At 60.0% G+C, this 21774-nt stretch carries 19 protein-coding genes and 1 pseudogene; 7 read left to right on the top strand and 13 right to left on the bottom strand.

Going from position 1 to position 21774, the window contains the following annotated elements; all coding sequences use genetic code 11:
• Window position 1: 1 nt before the first annotated feature.
• Together PMI32_RS00140 and PMI32_RS00145 are read left to right on the top strand one after the other, a co-directional pair.
• Entirely contained in the window at window positions 2–1621 is a 1620-nt protein-coding gene (locus PMI32_RS00140) for a DUF2300 domain-containing protein (protein WP_008035792.1), read from the top strand.
• 3 nt (window positions 1622–1624) lie between these two features.
• Window positions 1625–2440: a YfaP family protein gene (locus tag PMI32_RS00145; RefSeq protein ID WP_008035790.1), complete on the top strand. Its 816-nt coding sequence runs from the start codon at window positions 1625–1627 to the stop codon at window positions 2438–2440.
• A gap of 33 nt (window positions 2441–2473) precedes the next feature.
• Here PMI32_RS00145 and PMI32_RS00150 read toward each other — a convergent pair whose 3' ends face one another.
• From PMI32_RS00150 to exaC, 10 genes are all read right to left on the bottom strand, one after another.
• Window positions 2474–3535 carry a PDDEXK nuclease domain-containing protein gene (locus PMI32_RS00150; protein WP_008035788.1) on the bottom strand — a complete coding sequence of 354 codons (1062 nt, stop codon included), beginning with the start codon at window positions 3533–3535 and terminating at the stop codon, window positions 2474–2476.
• A 619-nt stretch (window positions 3536–4154) separates the two neighbouring features.
• Window positions 4155–4904 (bottom strand): S24 family peptidase, encoded by a 750-nt coding sequence (locus tag PMI32_RS00155; protein ID WP_008035786.1) that lies wholly within the window; start codon window positions 4902–4904, stop codon window positions 4155–4157.
• Between the two features lie 226 nt (window positions 4905–5130).
• Window positions 5131–5658, bottom strand: coding sequence for an inorganic diphosphatase (gene ppa, locus PMI32_RS00160; RefSeq protein ID WP_007990564.1), 528 nt, complete (start codon window positions 5656–5658; stop codon window positions 5131–5133).
• Window positions 5659–5771: 113 nt separating this feature from the next.
• Window positions 5772–6584, bottom strand: coding sequence for a M90 family metallopeptidase (locus PMI32_RS00165; protein ID WP_008035784.1), 813 nt, complete (start codon window positions 6582–6584; stop codon window positions 5772–5774).
• A gap of 3 nt (window positions 6585–6587) precedes the next feature.
• Window positions 6588–7244 (bottom strand): DedA family protein, encoded by a 657-nt coding sequence (locus PMI32_RS00170; protein WP_008035782.1) that lies wholly within the window; start codon window positions 7242–7244, stop codon window positions 6588–6590.
• A 300-nt stretch (window positions 7245–7544) separates the two neighbouring features.
• On the bottom strand, window positions 7545–8006 hold the full coding sequence (locus tag PMI32_RS00175) for a GNAT family N-acetyltransferase (RefSeq protein ID WP_008035780.1): 462 nt from the start codon (window positions 8004–8006) through the stop codon (window positions 7545–7547).
• Between the two features lie 120 nt (window positions 8007–8126).
• Window positions 8127–8951: an ethanolamine ammonia-lyase subunit EutC gene (gene eutC / locus PMI32_RS00180; RefSeq protein WP_177318901.1), complete on the bottom strand. Its 825-nt coding sequence runs from the start codon at window positions 8949–8951 to the stop codon at window positions 8127–8129.
• 8 nt (window positions 8952–8959) lie between these two features.
• Window positions 8960–10354 carry an ethanolamine ammonia-lyase subunit EutB gene (locus PMI32_RS00185; protein ID WP_008035777.1) on the bottom strand — a complete coding sequence of 465 codons (1395 nt, stop codon included), beginning with the start codon at window positions 10352–10354 and terminating at the stop codon, window positions 8960–8962.
• Window positions 10355–10537: 183 nt separating this feature from the next.
• On the bottom strand, window positions 10538–11908 hold the full coding sequence (eat, locus tag PMI32_RS00190) for an ethanolamine permease (protein WP_008035770.1): 1371 nt from the start codon (window positions 11906–11908) through the stop codon (window positions 10538–10540).
• 218 nt (window positions 11909–12126) lie between these two features.
• Complete coding sequence (gene exaC, locus PMI32_RS00195; protein WP_008035766.1) at window positions 12127–13647, bottom strand: acetaldehyde dehydrogenase ExaC; 1521 nt, start codon at window positions 13645–13647, stop codon at window positions 12127–12129.
• A 386-nt stretch (window positions 13648–14033) separates the two neighbouring features.
• Here exaC and PMI32_RS00200 point away from each other — a divergent pair, with 386 nt between their 5' ends.
• The 4 genes from PMI32_RS00200 (at window position 14034) to PMI32_RS00215 (ending at window position 18354) form a co-directional block, all read left to right on the top strand.
• The gene (locus PMI32_RS00200; protein WP_008035764.1) at window positions 14034–15947 is read left to right on the top strand and encodes a sigma-54-dependent Fis family transcriptional regulator; all 1914 of its coding nucleotides are present in this window, start codon (window positions 14034–14036) and stop codon (window positions 15945–15947) included.
• A gap of 151 nt (window positions 15948–16098) precedes the next feature.
• A complete protein-coding gene (gene mpl / locus PMI32_RS00205; protein WP_008035762.1) occupies window positions 16099–17448 on the top strand; it encodes a UDP-N-acetylmuramate:L-alanyl-gamma-D-glutamyl-meso-diaminopimelate ligase in 1350 nt (449 codons plus the stop codon).
• Window positions 17445–18077 (top strand): flavin prenyltransferase UbiX, encoded by a 633-nt coding sequence (gene ubiX / locus PMI32_RS00210; protein WP_008035761.1) that lies wholly within the window; start codon window positions 17445–17447, stop codon window positions 18075–18077. Before mpl ends, ubiX begins: the two co-directional genes overlap by 4 nt.
• Entirely contained in the window at window positions 18070–18354 is a 285-nt protein-coding gene (locus tag PMI32_RS00215; protein ID WP_008035760.1) for a YceK/YidQ family lipoprotein, read from the top strand. Before ubiX ends, PMI32_RS00215 begins: the two co-directional genes overlap by 8 nt.
• Before the next feature lie 119 nt (window positions 18355–18473).
• Here the strand turns inward: PMI32_RS00215 and PMI32_RS00220 are convergent, their stop codons facing one another.
• The 3 genes from PMI32_RS00220 to PMI32_RS00230 form a co-directional block, all read right to left on the bottom strand.
• The gene (locus PMI32_RS00220; protein WP_008035759.1) at window positions 18474–19115 is read right to left on the bottom strand and encodes an oxidoreductase; all 642 of its coding nucleotides are present in this window, start codon (window positions 19113–19115) and stop codon (window positions 18474–18476) included.
• 27 nt (window positions 19116–19142) lie between these two features.
• Window positions 19143–20861: a C13 family peptidase gene (locus tag PMI32_RS00225; RefSeq protein ID WP_008035757.1), complete on the bottom strand. Its 1719-nt coding sequence runs from the start codon at window positions 20859–20861 to the stop codon at window positions 19143–19145.
• 103 nt (window positions 20862–20964) lie between these two features.
• Complete coding sequence (locus PMI32_RS00230) at window positions 20965–21420, bottom strand: MaoC family dehydratase (RefSeq protein ID WP_008035756.1); 456 nt, start codon at window positions 21418–21420, stop codon at window positions 20965–20967.
• Window positions 21421–21603: 183 nt separating this feature from the next.
• Here PMI32_RS00230 and PMI32_RS00235 point away from each other — a divergent pair.
• A pseudogene (locus tag PMI32_RS00235) lies at window positions 21604–21774 on the top strand (CidA/LrgA family protein); the annotation flags it as partial.

Genomic DNA, 21774 nt, shown 5'->3' with positions numbered 1-21774 from the left:
CATGACCCGGCGTTTGCTTTGGTGGCTGCTGTGTTTGACCCCTGCGCTGGCGACGGCGCAGGACGAGCCGCTGCGTCTGGGCTTCAAGGGTGAATTGCTGTCGTTGAGCCGGACTCAGGTGATTGCTCGCGAGCCGTTGCCTTCGGATTTGCAAACGCCATTGGGCAGTCTGTGGAAGTTGTTCGTGTACGGCTGGCTGGTGGAAACCGGCGCCCGTGAGCCAGCGTATGAGTGTCGCGGGCAGTCTAAAGAAGAAGTCTATTGCTGCACCGCAGGCGGCAAGATTGAGCGCGATCAGGCGCTGGTGAAGTCGTGTGGCTTGTACTTTGAGCCTGCGCGATTGGGCATTGCTGGCGCGGATTGGCGCACGTATTGGCAGGCACGGCAGGCACCGGAGTGGTTGCTGGACTTGCCTTCATTGCAGCCATCCACGCGAGTGTCGGTGGTTGAATTGCTTAAAGTGCTGACCGTGATGCCCGCGCAGGATCAGGCGCGGCGAGTGTTGCTGGATGTGGTGTTGAATGCCGCCGACGGCAATGTCGTGGGCGAACTCGGTGGCCGATTGCGGGTGAAAACCTGGAGCTGGCTGGGTGATCAGGATCCATCGTCGCGCCAGGGTGGGTTTGCCGGTTGGCTGGCCGATGGCACACCGATCTGGGCGGGTGGACGCGGGACCAGTCAAATGGTGCTGCGCAATTATGGTGAGGCGTTGGCTTCGGTGCTGCCGGTTGATTGGCCTCTGGATGCGGGGCGCTGCGTCGAAGTCGGTCTGTTTTCTCGTTATCCGATCGGGCGGATTCTGGCGGGGGATCGTGTTGTTTCTTCCGGACCACTGCAGGGCGATTTTCGCGTCGAGTTTTCTAATGGCAACCAACTCGATATCCACAGCGACGGAGAACTGTTTTTGGTGGGCGATAAATTGATCGCCCGTCTGGACCGCGAAGAATATGTCGCTCGCGTCCTGCAACGAGAAGCCAAACCCGAGCCTGCTGAAGCCGCTAAAGCGTTGGCCATCGCCATCCGCACCTACCTGCTGCAAAACGCCACCCGAAACGGCGACTGCCTGAGCATCGACGACAGCAGCAGCCGCCAACGCGTCGCCCCACGCCCGGCCACCGCCGAATCACGCAACATCGCCGCATGGACCAGCGACCTGGTACTCGCCGGCAGCACCGTCACCTATCACTCCGACCAACCCGGCCCGGACAAACTCTCCTGGCAGCACGCCGTCGAACAAGCCAACGCAGGCCAGCGCTACGACGCCATCCTGCTGCACGCCTACCCGCGCGCGAGCCTCAGCCGCTGGGACAACCCCGTCGCCTCCTGCGAAGCATTGCCCGCCGCCCAAGACTGGCTGCAAACCCAACGCCGCGGCTGGCGCCAACGCCTCGAAAACGAAACCGGCTACAACGAAGTCAGCACTTTCGCCGTCTGCCGCCTGGCCTTCGGCCGCCCCTACGTCGACCGCGAACGTCAGCGCATTTACGTGCGCGGCGTGCTGTCGCTGCAAGACCGCCTCGACCTGACCCACGAATACCTGCACCTGGCCTTCGAAGCACACCCCAACGGCCAGGATGAAACCTACATCGAAGGGCTCGCCCGCCACCTCTTGCTGGAATAGGCCATGAAACTCCGTTATCCACAGGTCTTCCTGTTCCTTTGTTCTGTTTGCGTGTTGCCGACGGTTATTGCGGCTGAAAGCGCCGTCAAACTCGACACCCCCGTCGGCGGCTGGCGCACCGGTGCGGCCGAGGGCGAAGGCGAAAACTTCCGCCAGACCGTCAACTACCCGGCCTCCTCAGTGAACACGCCGGTGGGCCAAGCCAACACCGCACGCATCACCGGCCAGATCAAAGCCACCCCCAAGTCCACTGAACCGGGCCGGTTGATCGTCAACGGCGTCAGCATGCCGCTGAAGATCGATCCCGCTGGCCGCTTTGACCGACCGTTCTCCTTCCCCAGCGGCAGCAACAGCGTCGAAGTCCGCAGCCCCGATGGCCAACAACGGCATCGCACACAGTTCCTCAATGCAAGTGGCGGTGCGACACCGGCGAAATTGCGGGTGTTGTTGGCGTGGGACAGCGATGGTACGGATCTGGACTTGCACCTCATCACGCCCGATGGCGCGCACATCTGGTATGGCGATCGTGTTGCGCCCAATGGCGCGGCGCTGGATGTGGACGTGACGACGGGGTATGGGCCGGAAATCTTCGCCATGCCGGCGCCGATCAAAGGGCAGTATCTCGTTTACGTGAACTACTTCGGGGGCGGGTATCGGAGTGATGAAGAAGGGCAGGAGGATGCGGTTCAGCCGCTGACCACGGCGCAGGTGACGGTGATTACGGAGGAGGGGACGCCGAACGAGAAGATGGAGACTTTTCTGGTGCCGATGCGGGCGGTGGGGGAGTTGACGTTGGTTAAGGGGTTTAGTTATCCGTGATGCTCAAACACCGCATTCGCAGTGTTTGTTCCCTCATTGCGCATCGTCCTCGAAGGATGAGCCCTCACTTGCCAGCTCGCGCTCGATCTGTTCAATGCTAGGCAGGCTGGTTTGCAACTCTGCCGGCAGGGATTCCACCAATTGGTACTCGGCCACGCCGATGGGACGGGCGTTATCACGCAGGGCATATTCGGCCACTACCTTATTCTTGCTCTTGCATAGCAGAAGGCCGATGGTTGGGCCGTCCTGCGGGTGCTTGAGTTGAGCATCCACTGCGGTGAGGTAAAAACTCAGTTGACCCAGATGTTCGGGCTTGAACTTGCCAGACTTCAGCTCGATTACCACATAGCAACGTAGCTTGAGGTGATAAAACAGCAAGTCGATGAAGAACTCGTCACCGCCTACATCCAGCAGCACTTGCTGGCCGACGAAGGCAAAGCCTGCACCCAGTTCCAGCAAGAAGTCGGTGACATGCTTAACCAGAGCGTTTTCGATCTCGCGCTCTTGGGCATCAAGAGTCAGGCCGAGGAAGTCGAAACGGTAAGGGTCTTTCAGTGATTCGCGAGCCAGATCGGACTGCGGTTTGGGTAAGTGGCTATCGAAGTTACTGACTGCGTTGCCGCTGCGCTCCAGCAGACACGTCTCGATCTGCATCACCAAAATATTGCGCGACCAGTTGTGCTCGATGGCCTGCGCGGCATACCAGTAGCGGGTTTCCTTGCTAGACAGTTTGTCCAGCAGCGCTATCTGGTGATACCAAGGCAATTGTGCAAGCACCTCTTGCACAAATTCTTTGTCCGGCCACGCTTCTGCAAAGGCACGCATGTATTTGAGATTGCGTGGAGAAAACCCCTTCATATCAGGAAAGGCTGCGCGCAAATCCTGAGCCAAGCGGTCGATCACCTTGGCCCCCCAACCCTGCTGTGCTTGCCGGGACAAAATATCGTGACCCAGCTGCCAGTAGAGCAGCACCAGTTCGCGGTTCACCGCTAGAGTGGCGCGCTGTTGGGCGTAATGGATTCGGACTTTGAGGTCGGCCAGCCAATCGCCATAACCTTCGGGTGGCATGCTCAGGCTGACAGGGGTGTCGCTCATGCTTTTTTTCCCTGGTAATTTTTTTCGTCGCGACCTTCGCCGCGTTTGCCGCTATGTCGGTTTAGAGGTCAGTAGTGACGGTCGAAGATTAGTCAGCCCATTTGTCAGGCACAAGCAGGTTGGGCTTCCAAGGATCTTTCCTTCAAAAGAAAGCGAAGCTGCTTACTTTTAGGCCGTTATTGCTCAATGAGCGGAAAAAAGGCTGGCAAAAGCAGAGGGATTAAGAAGTGCGAGTGACTTCCAGCAGGCATTAAAAAGCCGGCTTGTGGCCGGCTTCTCGGGGACTGGCTTGGTTCATTTTTGGTAAACCGCGCCAGCCTTCAAAACGTACACCCGGATCTTGCGTCCGGCTGTGGGACTCGGCGAGAAAATCATCTGCCTTGTCGGTGCGATCGGAGCCGCGGGGCGGGTCGATGCGCAAATGTGGGGCGCAGCATACTGATTTTTTTGGGGAATTCCCAGTGTGGTGTGCGGGGTAGAGCTGTTAGTTGCTTGGTATCGGGTAGCTGATCCGGATTTTGAGGTGAATGTTCCACCGCCTTCGCGGGCAAGCCCGCTCCCACAGGTTCTACGCAATCCCTGTGGGAGCGGGCTTGCTCGCGAAGGGGGCGGCGCGGTGTTACAGGAACGGAATGGGCGGGCGACGCTTATTCAGCGTCGACCACCAAAACACCCACCCCAATACCCGGATGTTCTGCTCTTCAATTTGCGCGGCCCTGAAAGTCTCATCCGGGTACTCGGCGCTGTTGTGGCTGCGCATGCGCAATCCATTGCCTGGCATTCGGTGCAGGTACTTGATGCGCAGCATCCCGTCGTGTTCGATCGCATAAATTTCCCCATCGACAATCTGGGTCAGGCCGCGATCGATGGCGATGGTTGAGCCGTCTTCAATTTTCTCGGCCATGCTGTTGCCGATCATGTAGGCGCAGATGGCATCCGCATGGTTGATTTCCAAGGAGTCGAGGTGGCTGCGGGGGAGGCGGATGGGGTGGCTGCTGTCCTCGACCACGTGGGTTTTGCTGGAGCCGGGAGCGACGGGCATTTCTTTGTAAAAGGGCAATTCGACATCGGTGGGTTCGATGACGGTGTAGATGCCGCGGAGGGCCTGGGCGTCGAAGGTATTGCCGGTGTCGCTGACGAGCCTCAGGTGTTTGGCGTCTTTCGGGCCTTCGAGATATTTGAGCCACTCGCTGTTGACCGAGAGTTTTCTGGCGACGGCTTCCATGCAGTGATCGGGCACACCGCGGGTGTACCAATTGTGGACGTTTTGCGGCGCCGTGCCGAGGTATTCGGCGAATCCGGTCGTCGTGATGTTCGCTACTTTGAGGAGCGCTTTAAACCGTGGACCGCTAGTGTTTTTTTTCTTCATGGGCACGAGTTTACGGGCGTATGGCGAGGCTTTGAATAAACGAACCGTTCAAAATACGAGGGAAATTTAAGACCGGATGTAAGACGTATCGAGTCAAAATTAAACAAGAAAAAACCGAATCGCCGGATGGTTAAACGGCACGTTTAAAAGCTTTTCTGCGCGCACAAAAAACCCCGGATCAACCGGGGTTTTTTCAAGTCGTCAGTGGCGCAAGGCCAGTGGCGTCTCAGCCTTTATAGGCAGCAACCGACTTGGTGATCGCTTCGCGGGCGGCGTCTGCACCGGCCCAGCCTTCGATTTTCACCCATTTGCCTTTTTCGAGATCTTTGTAGTTCGCGAAGAAGTGCTCGATCTGCTGAATCAGCAGGGCTGGCAGGTCGGTGTATTCCTTCACATCGACGTACAGCTGGGACAGCTTGTCGTGTGGGACTGCGATGACTTTGGCATCGCCGCCGCCGTCGTCGGTCATGTTCAGGATGCCGACCGGACGAGCACGGATCACGGAACCTGGAGCAACCGGGTAAGGGGTCACGACCAGCACGTCGAGGGGATCACCGTCGTCAGCCAGGGTGTTCGGGATGTAACCGTAGTTGGCCGGGTAGAACATCGGGGTGGCCATGAAACGGTCAACGAACAGGCAATCGCTGTCTTTGTCGATTTCGTATTTGATCGGCGCGTGGTTGGCCGGAATCTCGATCGCGACGTAGATGTCGTTCGGCAGGTCTTTGCCAGCCGGAATCTTGCTGTAGCTCATTGGGCGGTGCCCCCGTTAGTTGACCAAAAACACTTGGCCGGATTGACCAAAAAGTGGCGGCGATTATAGGCATATTCCGCCGATCACGCTACGGATCAGAGGTCGTGTAGACCTTAGTCGTGTGCCTGATAGACAGGGTTCTCGGCCAGAAGTTGCCGCAGACGCGCCAGTGGATCCTGCCGGTAAAACAGCCTCAACTGCTCATACACCTGTGGATAAGCCTCATGCAGCAAATCCGGGGCGCTGAAGAAGTATTCGCTGGTGACCGCGAAGAACTCGGCGGGGTTTTCCGCGGCGTAGGGGTCGATGGCGGTTTCGGCGTCCAGGTTGCGCTCCAGTTGCCCGTCGAGGTCGTCGTAGGCCTCTTGCATGACCCTGGCCCAGTCGCTGACGCGCATGTCGGCATGCAGCGGCGGCAGGCCGTTGGCGTCGCCGTTGAGCATGTCGAGCTTGTGCGCGAGTTCGTGGATCACCAGGTTGTAGCCTTCCCAGCCACCACTGGCCATCACGCCGGGCCAGGCCAGAATGATCGGGCCTTGCTGCCAGGCTTCGCCGCTGTGTTCGCCGTCCCACTCGTGTTCAACGCCACTGGCGTCGCGATGGCGCTGCGGGCTGAGGAAGTCGTCGGGGTAGAGGACGATTTCGTGAAAACCCTGATACCAGTTCAGATCGCCCAGCTTCAGCAACGGTAATTGCGCCTGGGCGGCGAGCAGCAAACGCTGCTCCTGATGGAGTTCGACGCCGGGCAGGGCGGTCAGGTGCTTGTCGTCGAGAAACAGTACGCAGGCTTCGCGCAACCACTGGTCCTCAGCCGCGCTGATGCCGTCGAGAAAACTCAGGTGATGGCGCACCCGCTGCCACATATCGTCGGCAATCGGGTGCCTGGCCAGGATGCGCCGGCGACGCCAGGCGCTGAGCGACCACATCGTTCAGTGTGGTTCGGCTTTGGAAGCGGCGCTGCCGAAGCGGCTGCGAATCACGCCGATGATCATCGGCACCAGTGACAGCAGAATGATGCCCACCACCAGCAGCGACAGGTTTTTCTTGATGAACGGTACGTTGCCGAAGAAATATCCGAGGGTCACCAAACCGCCAACCCACAGGATGGTCCCGAGGACGCTGAAAAAGAAGAAACGCGGGTAAGGCATTTTCGCCACGCCAGCGACGAACGGTGCAAAGGTGCGAATGATCGGCAGGAAGCGCGCCAGGGTCACGGTTTTGCCGCCGTGCTTGTCATAGAAGTCGTGGGTTTGTTGCAGGTAATCGCGGCGGAAAATTTTCGAGTTCGGGTTGCTGAACAGTCGCTCGCCCGCCGTTCGTCCGATGATGTAGTTGGTGCTGTCCCCGAGGATCGCCGCCAGCATCAGCAGGCCACCGAGCAATACCGGGTCCATGCCGCCACCGGCCGCCACGGCACCGGCGATGAAAAGAAGGGAATCGCCCGGCAGGAAAGGCATCACCACCAGGCCGGTCTCGCAGAAGATCACCAGAAACAGGATGGCGTAGATCCATGGCCCGTAGTTGTTTACCAGCAAGTCGAGGTAAACATCGAGATGCAGGATAAGGTCGAGCGGGTTGAAATCCATGGAGGCACCTGTGGTGACGGCCCGACTCGGCAGGCCTGTGCGGATGACTTCGCGTAAGGCTACAGACGAGTGTAGTTTTTCTTACAAGCCGGAAAGGTCGGCATTATACGAGCTGAGAAGTGAAAAGCGCGTCGAGTTTGTAGCGAGGAGTGTCGCGCAAGACCGGCGGCGCGGTCTGCTTTTTTTGTAGGAGCGAGCCAGCTCGCGAAGGACGAGTGAGCGCCACGGGGTGTCAGGTTTCTCGCGTTATCGTTGACGACCATCGCGAGCTGGCTCGCTCCTACAGGTACGCGGTGCAGATCAAAGCTCGTCGCTGATCGGCAACACGTAGTTTTTGAACTCTGTGTCTTCCTTGAATCCGATGGATTCGTAGGTTTTCTGTGCGATTTCGTTGTCGCTGCTGGTGGAAACGCGCATGCGCACGGCATTGGTTTCCTTGGCCATTTTTTTCGCGGTGCGCATCAGGTTGTCAGCCACTAACTGCCGGCGGGCGTCTTCGGCGACATAAATGTCGTTGAGGATCCACACGCGTTTAAGCGAAAGCGACGAAAAGCTCGGGTACAGCTGACAGAAACCCATCAGCTTCTTGTCGTCGTCATCGGCCAGGGCCAGGTAGATCACCGATTCCTTGCGACGCAGGCGTTTCTCAAGGAACGCCCGGGACGAGTCCGGATACGGCAGGGAACCATAAAACTCGCGATATTTGACGAACAACGGGGTCAGCAGGTCCAGGTGTTCGAGGGTCGCTTGAATAATCCGCATCGATAGGTCTCGTCTTCAAGTGGCTGTCTTCACGTGCTCTGACGGCGAACGGTTCTTCACTCGGGCAGCCGTGTTTCGATCCTGCCTGAAATCGAATCAGAAACGCAATGCGGAAACGGTTCAGGCATCCGGCAGGCTCAGTAGGAAATTGCCTTTCATGTCCGCACCGGCGTCCGATTCCAGCGTCTGAAGTTGCGCTTCGTCCTTCAGGTTGACCCCCGACAACTGTCGCCGACAGGCTTCGCGCATCAGATAAAGCAAGCGGTGTGCCGCCATGCCATAACTCAAGCCTTCCAGTCGCACATTGGAGATGCAGTTGCGGTAAGCATCCGTCAGGCCGACCTTTGGATTGTAGGTGAAATATAATCCAAGACTGTCTGGCGAGCTGAGGCCAGGGCGTTCGCCGATCAGGATCACTACCATTTTTGCGCCCAGCAACTCGCCGATTTCGTCGCTTATCGCGACCCGGCCTTGTTCTACCAGAATCACCGGCGAAACCGTCCAGCCATCGACTTCGATCTGCTCTCGCATGCGCGAAAGGAAGGGCACGGTGTGGCGGTGCACAGCCAGTGCCGACAAACCATCGGCCACGACAATCACCAGATCGACGCCGCCGGGATAGGCTGAAGCATGGTTGCGCAGGATTTGCGCGGACTCATCGCTCAATTTCCGCCCCAAGTCAGGGCGCTGCAAATAGCTGTCGCGGTTGGTGGCGGCGCTGTGCAGGAGCACACTTTCGTATCCGCATTCGGCCAATTGCGCGCTGAGCCCGGCATGGTCGAAGGGCAGGTGCACCGCGTCCCGAGCCTGGGCGTGGGCGTACTGGAAATCCAGCTGTGCGCTGGTCGGCATGCTGGTGCCGGTGCGGCCCAGAGCAATCCGTGCCGGGGTCAGGCGCCGCAGTTCCAGCAATGGATTTTCTGAATCAACAGGCGGTTTATCCATCTCGACACTCATCCCAGTTGCCCCATCGCCTGGCGGAAGGCTGGCGGCAGGCGCTCGCCGAAATGAATCTTGCCATCGGCCTGAGTAAAAATGCCCATCTTGGCCAGCCACTGTTCGAACTCCGGCGCCGGTTTCAAGCCCAGGGTTTGTCGGGCGTAGAGCGCGTCGTGGAACGAAGTGGTCTGGTAGTTGAGCATGATGTCGTCGGAACCGGGGATGCCCATGATGAAGTTGATCCCGGCCACGCCCAGCAGGGTCAGCAGGGTGTCCATGTCGTCCTGGTCGGCCTCGGCGTGGTTGGTGTAACAGATGTCGCAGCCCATCGGCACGCCCAGCAATTTGCCGCAGAAGTGGTCTTCCAGGCCTGCACGGATGATCTGTTTGCCGTTGTAGAGGTATTCCGGGCCGATAAATCCTACGACGGTGTTCACCAAAAACGGTTTGAAATGTCGGGCAACCGCGTAGGCGCGGGTTTCGCAGGTTTGTTGATCGATGCCGTGGTGGGCGTTGGCCGACAGGGCGCTGCCCTGGCCAGTCTCGAAATACATCAGGTTTTGCCCAAGCGTGCCGCGATTCAGGCTCAAACCGGCGTCGTAACCTTCCTGCAACACGTTCAGGTTGATGCCGAAACTGGCATTGGCCGCTTCGGTGCCGGCGATCGACTGGAACACCAAGTCCAGTGGAACGCCGCGATTGATCGCTTCAATGGACGTGGTGACGTGGGTCAGCACGCAGGCCTGTGTAGGAATTTCGTAGCGCTGGATGATCGCGTCGAGCATTTCCAGCATCGCGCAAATCGAGGCAATGCTGTCGGTGGCCGGATTGATGCCGATCATCGCGTCGCCGTTGCCGTACAGCAGGCCGTCGAGAATGCTCGCGGCGATACCGGCCGGTTCGTCGGTGGGGTGGTTGGGTTGCAGGCGGGTGGATAAGCGTCCCCGCAGGCCCATGGTGCCGCGAAAGTGCGTGATCACGCGGATTTTCTGCGCGACCAGCACCAGGTCCTGCACGCGCATGATTTTTGACACGGCCGCGGCCATTTCCGGTGTCAGGCCCGGGGCGAGGGCGCGCAGGCTCTGTTCGTCGGCGGCATCGCTGAGCAGCCAGTCGCGAAACCCGCCAACGGTGAGATGGCTGACCACGGCGAAGGCTTGTTTGTCGTGAGTGTCGATGATCAGTCGGGTGACTTCATCGGTCTCGTAAGGAATCAGCACTTCCTGCAGGAAGTGAGTCAACGGGATGTCAGCCAGGGCCATTTGCGCGGCGACGCGCTCGCCATCGTTAAGGGCTGCGACGCCGGCCAGAAAATCGCCGGAGCGCGCCGGGCTGGCCTTGGCCATGACCTCTTTGAGGCTGGCAAAGCGGTAGGTCTGGGCGCCGATGGAATGGGCAAATGTGGCCACGGTGTCCTCCTGGTTCTATGAAAAACGTAACAGAGCCGCTAATCCTGTAGGAGCGAGGCTTGCCCGCGAATGCGGTGGGTCAGTCAGCATCTATGCAAATGACACACCGCATTCGCGGGCAAGCCTCGCTCCTACAGGAAACGGGCGCACTCAAACAGGGCGTGCGCCCGGCACCGGTGCAGTTCAGGCGCCTTCGAGCATCGCATCCGCTGGCGCATCGAAGCGCTGCTTGGCGGTCAGTTGGAAATACAGGTAGCCGGCCGCCATGAAACCGAGGAACACACAGCCGATCAGCGGGTTGAACCACGCCATCGCCACCAGGCACACCACCGCCAGGAACAGCGCAATCCCCGGCACGATCGGGTAACCCGGCGCGCGGAAGCTGCGTTCCAGGTTCGGCTCGGTTTTACGCAGCTTGAACAGGCTCAGCATACTGATGATGTACATCACGATGGCACCGAATACCGACATGGTGATCATCGCTGCCGTCAGCGTCATGCCTTGCAGGTTGACCAGCCCGTCGCTGTAGATTGCCGCGATGCCGATCACGCCGCCGGCCAGAATGGCCCGGTGCGGGGTCTGGAAACGTGACAGTTTGGCCAGCGAACGTGGCAGGTAGCCGGCCCGGGCCAAGGCGAAGAACTGACGCGAGTAGCCGAGAATGATCCCGTGGAAACTCGCCACCAGCCCGAACAGGCCGATCCAGACCAGCATGTGCATCCAGGTCGAATTGTTGCCGACCACGGCTTTCATCGCCTGAGGCAGCGGGTCGTTGATGTTCGACAATTGGCGCCAGTCGCCCACGCCGCCGGCCATCACCATCACGCCGATCGCGAGGAACACCAACGTCAGAATGCCGCTGACGTACGCCTTGGGAATCGTGCGTTTCGGGTCTTTGGCTTCTTCAGCCGCCATCGCCGCACCTTCAATCGCAAGGAAAAACCAGATGGCAAACGGGATCGCCGCAAAGATGCCGGGGATTGAGGCAATGGTGAACTCGTTCGAACCCGACCAGCCGTTGAGCACGAAGTTGCTGAAGCTGAAGCCCGGTGCGACCACGCCCATGAACACCAGCAACTCGGCGACGGCGAGCACGGTAACCACCAGTTCAAACGTGGCGGCGATGCTGACGCCGAGGATGTTGAGCGTCATGAACACAAAATAGGCGCCAACGGCGGCAATCTTGGGGTCAAGTTCTGGGTATTGAACGTTCAGATAAGCGCCAATGGCCATGGCAATTGCCGGGGGAGCAAAGACGAATTCAATCAGCGTGGCAATGCCGGCAATCAAGCCGCCTTTCTCGCCGAAGGCCCGTCGGCTGTAGGCAAAGGGCCCGCCAGCGTGGGGAATGGCGGTGGTCAATTCGGTGAAACTGAAGATGAAACAGGTGTACATCGTCGCCACCATCAGGGCGGTGACGAGGAAACCCAGAGTGCCTGCGGTGCCCCAGCCGTAACTCCAGCCGAAGTACTCGCCGGAAATCACCAGGCCGACGGCAATGCCCCATAAGTGCAGGGTGCCGAGTGTGGGTTTGAGCTGTGTGGAAGAAGTCATAAGTCCTCGCTGTCTTTTTTATTGTTTGATCTGTTGGACTTTCGGAAACTGATTTTTGGTGTGGAGCGGGCACGCAAAGCCCGTGCCAGAGCGGCAGGGCAGTGATTTGTGGTGTGTTTGAGGATGCCTTCGCGGGCAAGCCTCGCTCCTACAGGTACGGCGTGATCCTGTAGGAGCGAAGCTTGCTCGCGAAGGCCGTTATGCGGTTTCGCGCGGGGTTAGAAGAAGCCCAACGGATTGATGTCGTAGCTCACCAGCAGGTTTTTGGTCTGCTGATAGTGATCGAGCATCATTTTGTGGGTTTCACGACCGACGCCGGACTTTTTGTAGCCACCGAACGCAGCGTGCGCCGGGTATAGGTGATAGCAGTTGGTCCACACGCGACCGGCCTTGATGGCGCGGCCCATGCGATAGGCGCGGTTGATGTCGCGGGTCCAGAGGCCGGCGCCGAGGCCGAACTCGGTGTCGTTGGCGATGGCCAAGGCTTCGGCTTCGTCCTTGAACGTGGTGATGCTCACCACCGGGCCAAAGATTTCTTCCTGGAACACACGCATTTTGTTGGTGCCCTTGAGCAGGGTTGGCTGGATGTAATAACCCGTCGCCAGACTGCCCTCGAGTTTTTCCACCTTGCCGCCGGTCAGCAGCTCGGCGCCTTCGCCCTTGGCGATTTCCAGGTACGAAAGGATTTTGTCGAATTGCTGCTCGGACGCCTGGGCGCCGACCATGGTGTCGGTGTCCAGCGGGTCGCCGCGTTTGATCGACAGGACTTTTTTCATCACCTCTTTCATGAAGTCGTCGTAGATCGATTCCTGCACCAGCGCGCGGGACGGGCAGGTGCAGACTTCGCCCTGGTTGAAGAATGCCAGCACCAGGCCTTCAGCGGCTTTCTCGATGAAGGACGGTTCGGCTTTCATGATGTCTTCGAAGAAGATGTTCGGCGATTTGCCACCCAGCTCCACGGTGGACGGGATGATGTTTTCGGCGGCGCATTTCATGATGTGCGAGCCGACCGGGGTCGAGCCAGTGAAGGCGATCTTGGCGATGCGTTTGCTGGTAGCGAGCGCTTCGCCGGCTTCTTTGCCAAAGCCTTGCACAATGTTCAGCACGCCAGGTGGCAGCAGGTCGCCGATCAGCTCGACCAGTACGGTAATGCCCAGCGGCGTTTGTTCTGCTGGCTTGAGCACCACGCAGTTACCCGCCGCCAGCGCCGGGGCGAGTTTCCACGCGGCCATCAGGATCGGGAAGTTCCACGGGATGATCTGCCCGACCACGCCCAGCGGTTCATGGATGTGATAGGCCACGGTGTTGCCGTCGATCTCGGCAGCGCTGCCTTCCTGCGCACGGATGCAACCGGCGAAATAACGGAAGTGGTCGGCGGCCAGCGGGATGTCGGCGTTGAGGGTTTCGCGAACGGCTTTGCCGTTGTCCCAGGATTCGGTGATCGCCAGCAGTTCCAGGTTCTGCTCGATGCGGTCGGCGATTTTCAGCAGCACCAGCGAGCGCGCCTGGGCGGACGTGGCGCCCCAGGCATCGGCAGCGGCGTGGGCAGCGTCCAGGGCTTTGTCGATGTCTTCGGCCGTGGAGCGCGGGAATTCGGCAATCGGTTGGCCATTCACTGGCGAGGTATTGGTGAAGTACTGACCTTTGACAGGCGCGACGAACTCGCCGCCGATGTAGTTACCGTATTTGGCTTTGAACGAAACGATAGCGCCTTCAGTACCTGGGTGAGCGTAACGCATGGTGTTTTCTCCTTGGCTTTTGTACTTATTAGAGAGGCGCATGTGCGCTTGCTATAAGCGTAGAGCAAAGGTCGGGCCACTGCCCTGTGAGCTAGGCAAATCAAGGTCTTGCGCGTTTTTTGTCGGACGGATGGATGGCGGCTGTGACGCTTTCGGTACAGCCCCCATGACAGTTTGTACCGCTTGTGGCACAAGCTGTGACTGACCGGTCTTGCCAGCATTGCAATGCGGGCTAGGCTGGAGGATGCTCGAACCTCCCTGTAGGAGCGAGGCTTGCCCGCGAAGAACGATAACGCGGTGCATCAGGCAAACCGCGTCATCGTTCTTCGCGGGCAAGCCTCGCTCCTACTGGGTCGGCGTAAACCTCTCGGGGAGAATAATAAGAAATGCACGACAACCATTTGAGTCGCCATGCCCAGCAAGTGCTGACCGTGACCCAGGGGAAATCCCACCTGCACGGTCCCGGCAGCGATCCGTCCATCGCCCGTTCCTGGCTGCGTTGTCTTGAGGACTATCACCTCGACCCGGCCCTGACCATGGCGCCGACGGTGCTGGAGCATGGTCGTGTCCTCGAAAGCCGCGAACGCTTGCAGCAAGTGCTGCACATCGCCGGCAACGAAATGAGCAGTCTTCATCAGCAGCTGTCCGGCGCCGGTCATGCGGTGCTGCTGACGGATGCGCGCGGGGTGATCCTCAATTGTGTGACGGCACCCGCCGAGCGGAAGATTTTCGAACGCGCCGGCCTCTGGCTCGGTGCCGACTGGAGCGAAGCCTGCGAAGGCACCAACGGCATCGGCACCTGCCTGGTGGAGCGTCAGTCGCTGACCATTCACCAGGACGAACATTTTCGCGGACGCCACACCGGCCTGACCTGCTCAGCGAGCCCGGTGTTCGATCCGCATGGCGAACTGCTGGCGGTGCTCGACGTGTCCTCGGCGCGGCACGAGGTGTCGCGGCAAAGTCAGTTCCACACCATGGCCCTGGTCAATCTGTCGGCGAAGATGATCGAGAGCTGCTATTTCCTGCGTTACTTCGACAATCAATGGTTGCTGCGTTTTCACCTGCAGGCGGAATCCGTCGGGCTGTTCAGCGAAGGGCTGCTGGCGTTCGACGGCGAAGGTCGGATCAGCGCGGTCAATCAGAGCGCGTTGAACCTGCTGGGGCATAGTCGTGGCGGGCTGCTGGGCAAACCGGTCGAGGCGTTTTTCGATTGCTCGCTGGATGAGTTGCTGGGCCGCGCGAGTGTGAATGCCAGCGCCAGTTGGCCGTTGCGCGCACGTGACGGGCGCGGCCTGTTTGCCGTGTTGCGCGGTCAGCCGCGCAGCATTCCGGTGCCGGTAGTGACCAGTCGGGTCGTTGCCGAACCTGCGCGCCTGTCGGGCATTTGTCTGGGCGATGCGGGTTTGCAGGAAGACTTCCGCAAATCCCTGCGCGTGTTCGAACGGGATGTGCCGCTGTTGATCAATGGCGAAACCGGGTCCGGCAAGGAGGCCTTCGCCAAAGCGGTGCATCAGGCCAGTCAGCGGGCCGAAAAAGCCTTCGTCGCGCTCAACTGCGCGGCCATCCCGGAAAGCCTGATTGAGAGCGAACTGTTCGGCTATCGCGGCGGCAGCTTTACCGGCGCACGCAAGGAAGGCATGCGCGGCAAGTTGCAGCAGGCGGATGGCGGGACCTTGTTTCTCGATGAAATCGGCGACATGCCGCTGGCGTTGCAGACCCGGCTATTAAGAGTGCTGGAAGATCGGCAAGTGGTGCCGATTGGCGGCGAGCCGGAGGCGGTCAACGTGCGGATCATCAGCGCGACTCACCGTAATCTTCTGGAGCGGGTGCAGGACGGCAGCTTCCGCGAGGATTTGTATTACCGGCTCAATGGGTTGGAGATTGCGTTGCCGGCGTTGCGCGAACGCAGTGACAAATCGCAGTTGCTCGACTTCCTGCTGGCGGAAGAGGCGGGCGGGGAGACGGTGCTGATTGATGAGCCCGCACGCCAGGCGTTGCTGGGTTTCGCCTGGCCCGGAAACGTGCGGCAACTGCGCAACGTGCTGCGCACCTTGGCGGCGTTGTGTGATGGCGGGCGGATCGGGCTGGAGGATTTGCCGGCGATGATTCGACAGGCCAGGCCGATGCCGGTTGTTGCCGTCGAACCGCCTTGCGAACATCCGCTGGATGATGCCGAGCGCCTGGCGTTGCTGAATGCGCTGGAGCAAACCCGTTGGCACATGACCCATACCGCCGAGCAGTTGGGTGTCAGCCGTAACACCCTCTATAGAAAGCTGCGTAAACACGGCATCGCACGGTGAATGCAAACCTGTAGGAGCCGGCTTGCTGGCGATGACGGTTTCAGGGACGTCATCGCCAGCAAGCCGGGCTCCTACAGAGGCTGACACGAAACAAAGGTGCGATTTTCGCCTCCCTACGCTAACCTGCGGCCATGTTTTACGAGGTCGACTAATGCACATTCATATTCTTGGTATCTGCGGCACTTTCATGGGTTCGATGGCGGTTCTGGCCAAAGAGCTGGGCCATCACGTGACCGGCTCCGATGCCAACGTCTATCCGCCGATGAGCACTCAGCTTGAGGCGCAGGGCATTGAACTGACCCAAGGTTATGATCCCGCCCAGCTCGATCCGGCGCCGGATCTGGTGGTCATCGGCAACGCCATGTCCCGCGGCAACCCGGCTGTTGAATACGTACTGAACAAAGGCCTGCCTTACGTCTCCGGTCCGCAATGGCTGGCCGATCACGTGTTGCAAGGCCGCTGGGTGCTGGCCGTCGCCGGTACGCACGGCAAAACCACCACCAGCAGCATGCTGGCCTGGGTGCTGGAACACGCGGGCATGAGCCCCGGTTTCCTGATCGGCGGCGTGCCGCAGAATTTCTCGGTGTCGGCGCGTCTGGGCGGCACGCCGTTCTTCGTGATCGAAGCCGACGAGTACGACAGTGCGTTCTTCGACAAACGCTCCAAGTTCGTTCACTACCGCCCGCGCACGGCGATCCTGAATAACCTGGAGTTCGATCACGCTGACATCTTCCCCGATCTGCTGGCCATCGAACGGCAGTTCCACCATTTGGTGCGGACCATCCCAAGCGAAGGCCTGGTGATCCATCCGACCACCGAACCGGCGTTGCAGCGCGTGATCGAGATGGGCTGCTGGACCCCGGTGCAAACCACCGGCGCCGGTGGTCAGTGGCAGGTCAAACTGCTGAGCGAAGACGGTTCGAAATTCGAAGTGATGTTCGAAGGCGTCGCTCAAGGCGTGGTCGAGTGGGACATGACCGGCCAGCATAACGTTGCCAACGCACTGGCCACCCTGGCAGCAGCGCGGCATGTCGGTGTTGTTCCGTCGATGGGCATCGCCGCGTTGAGCGCGTTCAAAAGCGTGAAGCGCCGGATGGAAAAGGTCGCCGAGGTTCGCGGCATTACCATCTATGACGACTTTGCCCATCACCCGACGGCCATCGCCACGACCCTCGACGGTTTGCGCAAACGCATCGGCGACGCGCCGCTGATCGCCATCATCGAGCCGCGCTCCAACTCCATGAAGCTCGGCGCGCACCGCGACGGCTTGCCGGAAAGCGTGGTCGATGCCGATCAGGTGATCTGGTACGCACCGGCCAACCTCGGTTGGGATCTGGGCGCAACGGCGGCGCTGTGCACGGTGCCGTCGATTGTCAGCGAATCACTGGAAGGCATCATCGACCGTGTGAAGAGCCAGGCGCAGCCCGGCACTCACGTGGTGATCATGAGCAACGGCGGCTTCGGCGGCCTGCACGGCAAACTCGCCGAGGCGCTGCAATGAACAACGGCCCGGAACGCATCACGCTTGCGATGACTGGCGCGTCGGGCGCCCAGTACGGCTTGCGCCTGCTGGACTGCCTGATCCGCGAAGACCGCGAGGTGCACTTCCTGATTTCCAAGGCTGCGCAACTGGTGATGGCCACCGAAACTGACGTCACGCTGCCGCCGAAAACCCAAATGATGCAGGCCTTCCTCACCGAGTACACCGGCGCTGCCGCCGGGCAGATTCGGGTGTACGGCAAGGAAGACTGGATGTCGCCGGTGGCCTCGGGCTCCGGTGCGCCGTCCGCGATGGTGGTCGTGCCGTGTTCGACCGGGACGCTGTCGGCCATTGCCACCGGTGCCTGCAACAACCTGATCGAGCGTGCCGCCGATGTCACGCTGAAGGAGCGTCGCCAGTTGATTCTGGTGCCGCGTGAAGCGCCATATTCGAGCATTCATCTGGAGCACATGCTCAAGTTGTCGAACATGGGCGTGACCATTTTGCCTGCGTCGCCGGGCTTCTATCATCAGCCGCAGACCATCGATGACCTGATCGATTTCGTGGTGGCGCGGATTCTCAACCTGCTGAACATTCCACAAGACATGCTGCCGCGTTGGGGCGAACACCATCTGACCAGCGATGAATAAGCTGCTGACGATTGTGCTGGCGCTGCAACTGGCGGGGTGCGCCACGGCACGCACGCTGGATGCTGCCAAACCGGGGGCGCCGGTGGTGTATGCGGGCACGCGCCTGGATTTGTACGCCCTGAATGGCGGTTGCTGTGCGATGGATCGTTTTGGGGCTGAGGCGCCGAGCTATCCGGGTGTTGATCTGCCGGCCAGCGCGTTGCTTGATACGTTGTTGCTGCCGTTGTCGGTGTTGACGGTGATCGGGGTCAGTTTTCAGGCGACTGGCGGGTTGTAGCCGTTCGGCTTTAGACCTGCGTTGTTCCCTTCGCGGGCAAGCCTCGCTCCTACAGGTTCACCATTGACCCTGTAGGAGCGAGGCTTGCCCGCGAAGGCGTCCGCTCAAACGACGAAGAACTATTTGCCTAGCTTACGCAACTCATCCGACTCAACAATCCGTATCCCATCCTGTTCTTCCAGCGCCAGTCGCCACATTGCCCTGGCCAGTTGGCACGCTTCGATTCCGCGGTATTTGCCGGGGATCAAGCGGGACAACGGACCGGCGAACTGCTCGGCCAGACGCGGTTCGAGGCGCTCACCCAGCAACACCGAAGGTCGACAAATGGTCAGCTGTGGCCAGTTTTGCGCGCGCAATGCGTACTCCATCTCGCCTTTGACCCGGTTGTAGAAAACCGAGGATCTGCGATCGGCCCCCAAGGCGCTGATCACGATCAAGTGTCGCGCACCCATTTCCCGCGCCCGTTTGGCGAAGGCCACTACCATGTCGAGGTCGACCGCGCGGAACGCCGCTTCCGAGCCGGCCTGTTTGATCGTGGTGCCGAGGCAGCAGTAGGCGATGTCGACGCGACCGCTGAGTTGCGGCAGGAACATCGCCGGGTCGCCGACCGGGTTTTCCAGATGCGGATGCTCGGCCAGCGGCCGGCGTGAGGGGGCCAATACGCGCGTGATCGTGGGCTCGTTGAGCAGGCGATCAAGCAAGTGTTCACCGGTTAACCCGGTAGCTCCGGCAAGCAATACGTGCTGAGGCGTCAAGTACATAATATGTCCCCCTTGATACTGATCAGCTTAGTTGCTCTTTGCGTCCTTGCTGTCGATAGAGACACTTTGTAGCGCTTTTCGTGCCTGCTGTTTGCGTAATAGCTGCCAATGGGAGAGAACGGTTTTCGGCGCCCAGATTTGCGGTTCAGAGGCTTCGAAGCTGTCCGCCAGTTCACGCTCGGCCACGGAGGCCTTGGCCAGCTTGAAGGCTTGTTCCAGGTCGTCGGTCTGGTTCAGGGCCTGGGCGAACAGCGCGTCGCCGAAGTAGGTGAAGTTGGCTTCTTCCGAGCACCCGAAGGACACGCGGTCGGCGCGCGACGCGGTCATGATCAGGGTACGTTCGTCCTTGAGGGCGGGGATGAAACCACCGGAGTAGCAAGACGAAATCACGATGATCTTGTCGCGGTTTTTCAGCGGGGCGAGCACGGCGCCGAGTTCGTTGGCCGGCAGGTCGGACAGCTCCATGCGCGGCTGGTCGAGCACCAGTTCGTGTTCGCTGGTGCCGTGGCTGGTCAGGTAGATGAAGATCAGGTCTTCCGGGCCGCTGCGCTCGGCCAGCGTCAGCGCTGCACGGCGCAGGTTTTCCCGGGTGGCCATCGGCCGGTCGACGAGGTGGTCGCGATGGTTCACCAGGCGGATCTGGCCAAACGCACCGAAACGGCTGGTGAGCATGTTGCTGACGTAATCGGATTCACGCAGGAACACGCTCTGCTTGCCGTCACCGCCGACGGTCAAGGAGTACAACTCGATCGCCGGGGTCGAAGCCGGCACATTGGCCAGCGCGTCTTCGAGCAAGCGGCCCTGGGCCAGCAAGCCGAGTTCAAGGCTGTCGGGCAACAGCTTGCCGTCGGCATCGCGTACTCGCTGGCCGTTGGCCCAGGTGCCGCTCTGCACGGTGCCATCGGTCAGCACCAGCGTGCCGCGTCCCTGATAACTGTCGCTGTCGAACTGGCCGATGTAGAAACTGCCATCTGAAAGGTTCAGTCGACCCTGACCGGTGAAGCGCCAGTCGCTGAACTGGCCGATGTAGTGACTGCCGTCGGCGCCGATCAACTCGCCTTTTCCATTCAGCGAGCCTTCCTTGAACTGGCCGAGCCAGACATCACCGTCGGCGTTTTCGTAGCGGCCCTTGCCGTGCAGTTGGTTGTTCTTGAAGCTGCCGACGTAAATGTCGCCTTCAGCACTGTTGAATGTCCCGTTGCCTTCCAGCTGACCGTCCTTGAAATGCCCGGTGAACTGATTGCCGCTGGCGTCGCCACGCTGGCCTTCGCCGTTGGGTTTGCCATGGGCGAACTGGCCTTGATACGAGCTGCCGTCTTCGAGCTCCAGACGGCCGAGCCCCGAATATTGATCGGCCTTGAATTCGCCGCGGTAGGTCATGCCGTTTTCTTTGAGGGTGCCTTCGCCTTCGCGCCGACCCGCCTTGAAGCCGCCGGTGTAGCTGCTGCCGCTGGTGGTCAGCGTGCCCTGGCCGTCGAACAGCCCCAGGTTGAAATTGCCGCGATACAGCTCGCCGTTGCTGCCGTGCCATTCGCCCTGGCCGTGCCACTGGCCCTTGTCGAAACTGCCGGCGTACCAGCTGCCGTTCGGGTAATCGACGCGACCCTGGCCTTGCAGCAAGCCGTTGACCAGGTCTCCGCGATAGCGGCCGCCGTCCGGCAGGCGCGCATCGGGCGGCAACAGCGATTCGCTGTCGCCGCAAGCGGTGAGCATCAGGGTCAGGGCAATGAGTGCAAGTGAGCGCATAGCGGGATCCGGGCAATTAGGCGACCGAGTATGCCGCAGCTCTATGACTGAGATATAGAGAGAGGTCGCGAAACAGCGTGAGCTGCTTCGCATCCGGGAGGGTTTACACGAAGCAGAGCGACAGTGGCTCGGCGATATAGGCCGGTTTGTCCGAACCTTCGATCTCGAGCGTGGCGGTGGCCTTGAGCAGCCATTGGCCGGGCTTCTTCTCGGTGACTTCGGTCAGATCGACCTTGAGGCGCACTTTCGAATTGACCTTGACCGGCTGAATGAACCGCACGCTGTCGAGGCCGTAATTGACCACCATCTTCAAGCCTTCAGGCAGGATGAGGATGTCTTCCATCAGTTTCGGGATCAGCGACAGCGACAGGAAACCGTGGGCAATGGTGCTGCCAAATGGCGTTTGCGCGGCTTTGACCGGGTCGACGTGGATGAACTGATAGTCTCCAGTGGCTTCGGCGAACAGGTTGATGCGCTCCTGATCGATAGTTAGCCATTCGGAACGTCCAAGTTCCTTGCCGACATAATCTTTGAGCTCTGCAACTGGAACATAGGGCATTGAGACTCTCCTTGGGTTCATCGGTTTTATAGTTTTGAGGTGGGGGGATTTGACCTCCCGGATTACCACTTTAGATCAACATGGCAAATTGCTCCGGTCAACTGACCATGCTTTTGGCGAATGCCGGTCTATAGCGTTGGCATGCTTATAATGCCGGGCGCGATTTTTCGGGGGAGAGGACGGATGTTGTTACGTGGCCTGACCTGGCTGGTGTTGTTCCAATTGCTGGGCACCGCCATCAACCATTTGTTTTTGCCGGTGCTGCCGGGGCCGATCATCGGCCTGCTGCTTCTGCTGGTGTTCCTGATCAGCCGTGGCCAGGTCGGCGAGCCGTTGAGCCTGGCGGGCGGCAGC

It is taken from the genome of Pseudomonas sp. GM60, assembly GCF_000282415.1.
Lineage (GTDB): Bacteria > Pseudomonadota > Gammaproteobacteria > Pseudomonadales > Pseudomonadaceae > Aquipseudomonas > Aquipseudomonas migulae.
The sequence above is the reverse complement of the archived record's forward strand: the minus strand, read 5'-3'. Positions and strand labels throughout refer to the sequence as shown.

What these genes read in the sequence shown, in the direction of transcription:
- eat (WP_008035770.1), bottom strand. Translation starts at nt 11,908, where the DNA reads ATGACTTCTTCCACACAGCTCAAACCCACACTCGGCACCCTGCACTTA.
- ubiX (WP_008035761.1), top strand. Translation starts at nt 17,445, where the DNA reads ATGAACAACGGCCCGGAACGCATCACGCTTGCGATGACTGGCGCGTCG.
- PMI32_RS00140 (WP_008035792.1), top strand. Translation starts at nt 2, where the DNA reads ATGACCCGGCGTTTGCTTTGGTGGCTGCTGTGTTTGACCCCTGCGCTG.
- PMI32_RS00215 (WP_008035760.1), top strand. Translation starts at nt 18,070, where the DNA reads ATGAATAAGCTGCTGACGATTGTGCTGGCGCTGCAACTGGCGGGGTGC.
- PMI32_RS00175 (WP_008035780.1), bottom strand. Translation starts at nt 8,006, where the DNA reads ATGCGGATTATTCAAGCGACCCTCGAACACCTGGACCTGCTGACCCCG.
- ppa (WP_007990564.1), bottom strand. Translation starts at nt 5,658, where the DNA reads ATGAGCTACAGCAAGATTCCGGCTGGCAAAGACCTGCCGAACGACATC.
- mpl (WP_008035762.1), top strand. Translation starts at nt 16,099, where the DNA reads ATGCACATTCATATTCTTGGTATCTGCGGCACTTTCATGGGTTCGATG.
- PMI32_RS00225 (WP_008035757.1), bottom strand. Translation starts at nt 20,861, where the DNA reads ATGCGCTCACTTGCACTCATTGCCCTGACCCTGATGCTCACCGCTTGC.
- PMI32_RS00150 (WP_008035788.1), bottom strand. Translation starts at nt 3,535, where the DNA reads ATGAGCGACACCCCTGTCAGCCTGAGCATGCCACCCGAAGGTTATGGC.
- PMI32_RS00200 (WP_008035764.1), top strand. Translation starts at nt 14,034, where the DNA reads ATGCACGACAACCATTTGAGTCGCCATGCCCAGCAAGTGCTGACCGTG.
- PMI32_RS00155 (WP_008035786.1), bottom strand. Translation starts at nt 4,904, where the DNA reads ATGAAGAAAAAAAACACTAGCGGTCCACGGTTTAAAGCGCTCCTCAAA.
- PMI32_RS00230 (WP_008035756.1), bottom strand. Translation starts at nt 21,420, where the DNA reads ATGCCCTATGTTCCAGTTGCAGAGCTCAAAGATTATGTCGGCAAGGAA.
- exaC (WP_008035766.1), bottom strand. Translation starts at nt 13,647, where the DNA reads ATGCGTTACGCTCACCCAGGTACTGAAGGCGCTATCGTTTCGTTCAAA.
- PMI32_RS00220 (WP_008035759.1), bottom strand. Translation starts at nt 19,115, where the DNA reads ATGTACTTGACGCCTCAGCACGTATTGCTTGCCGGAGCTACCGGGTTA.
- PMI32_RS00145 (WP_008035790.1), top strand. Translation starts at nt 1,625, where the DNA reads ATGAAACTCCGTTATCCACAGGTCTTCCTGTTCCTTTGTTCTGTTTGC.
- PMI32_RS00170 (WP_008035782.1), bottom strand. Translation starts at nt 7,244, where the DNA reads ATGGATTTCAACCCGCTCGACCTTATCCTGCATCTCGATGTTTACCTC.
- eutC (WP_177318901.1), bottom strand. Translation starts at nt 8,951, where the DNA reads ATGGATAAACCGCCTGTTGATTCAGAAAATCCATTGCTGGAACTGCGG.
- PMI32_RS00165 (WP_008035784.1), bottom strand. Translation starts at nt 6,584, where the DNA reads ATGTGGTCGCTCAGCGCCTGGCGTCGCCGGCGCATCCTGGCCAGGCAC.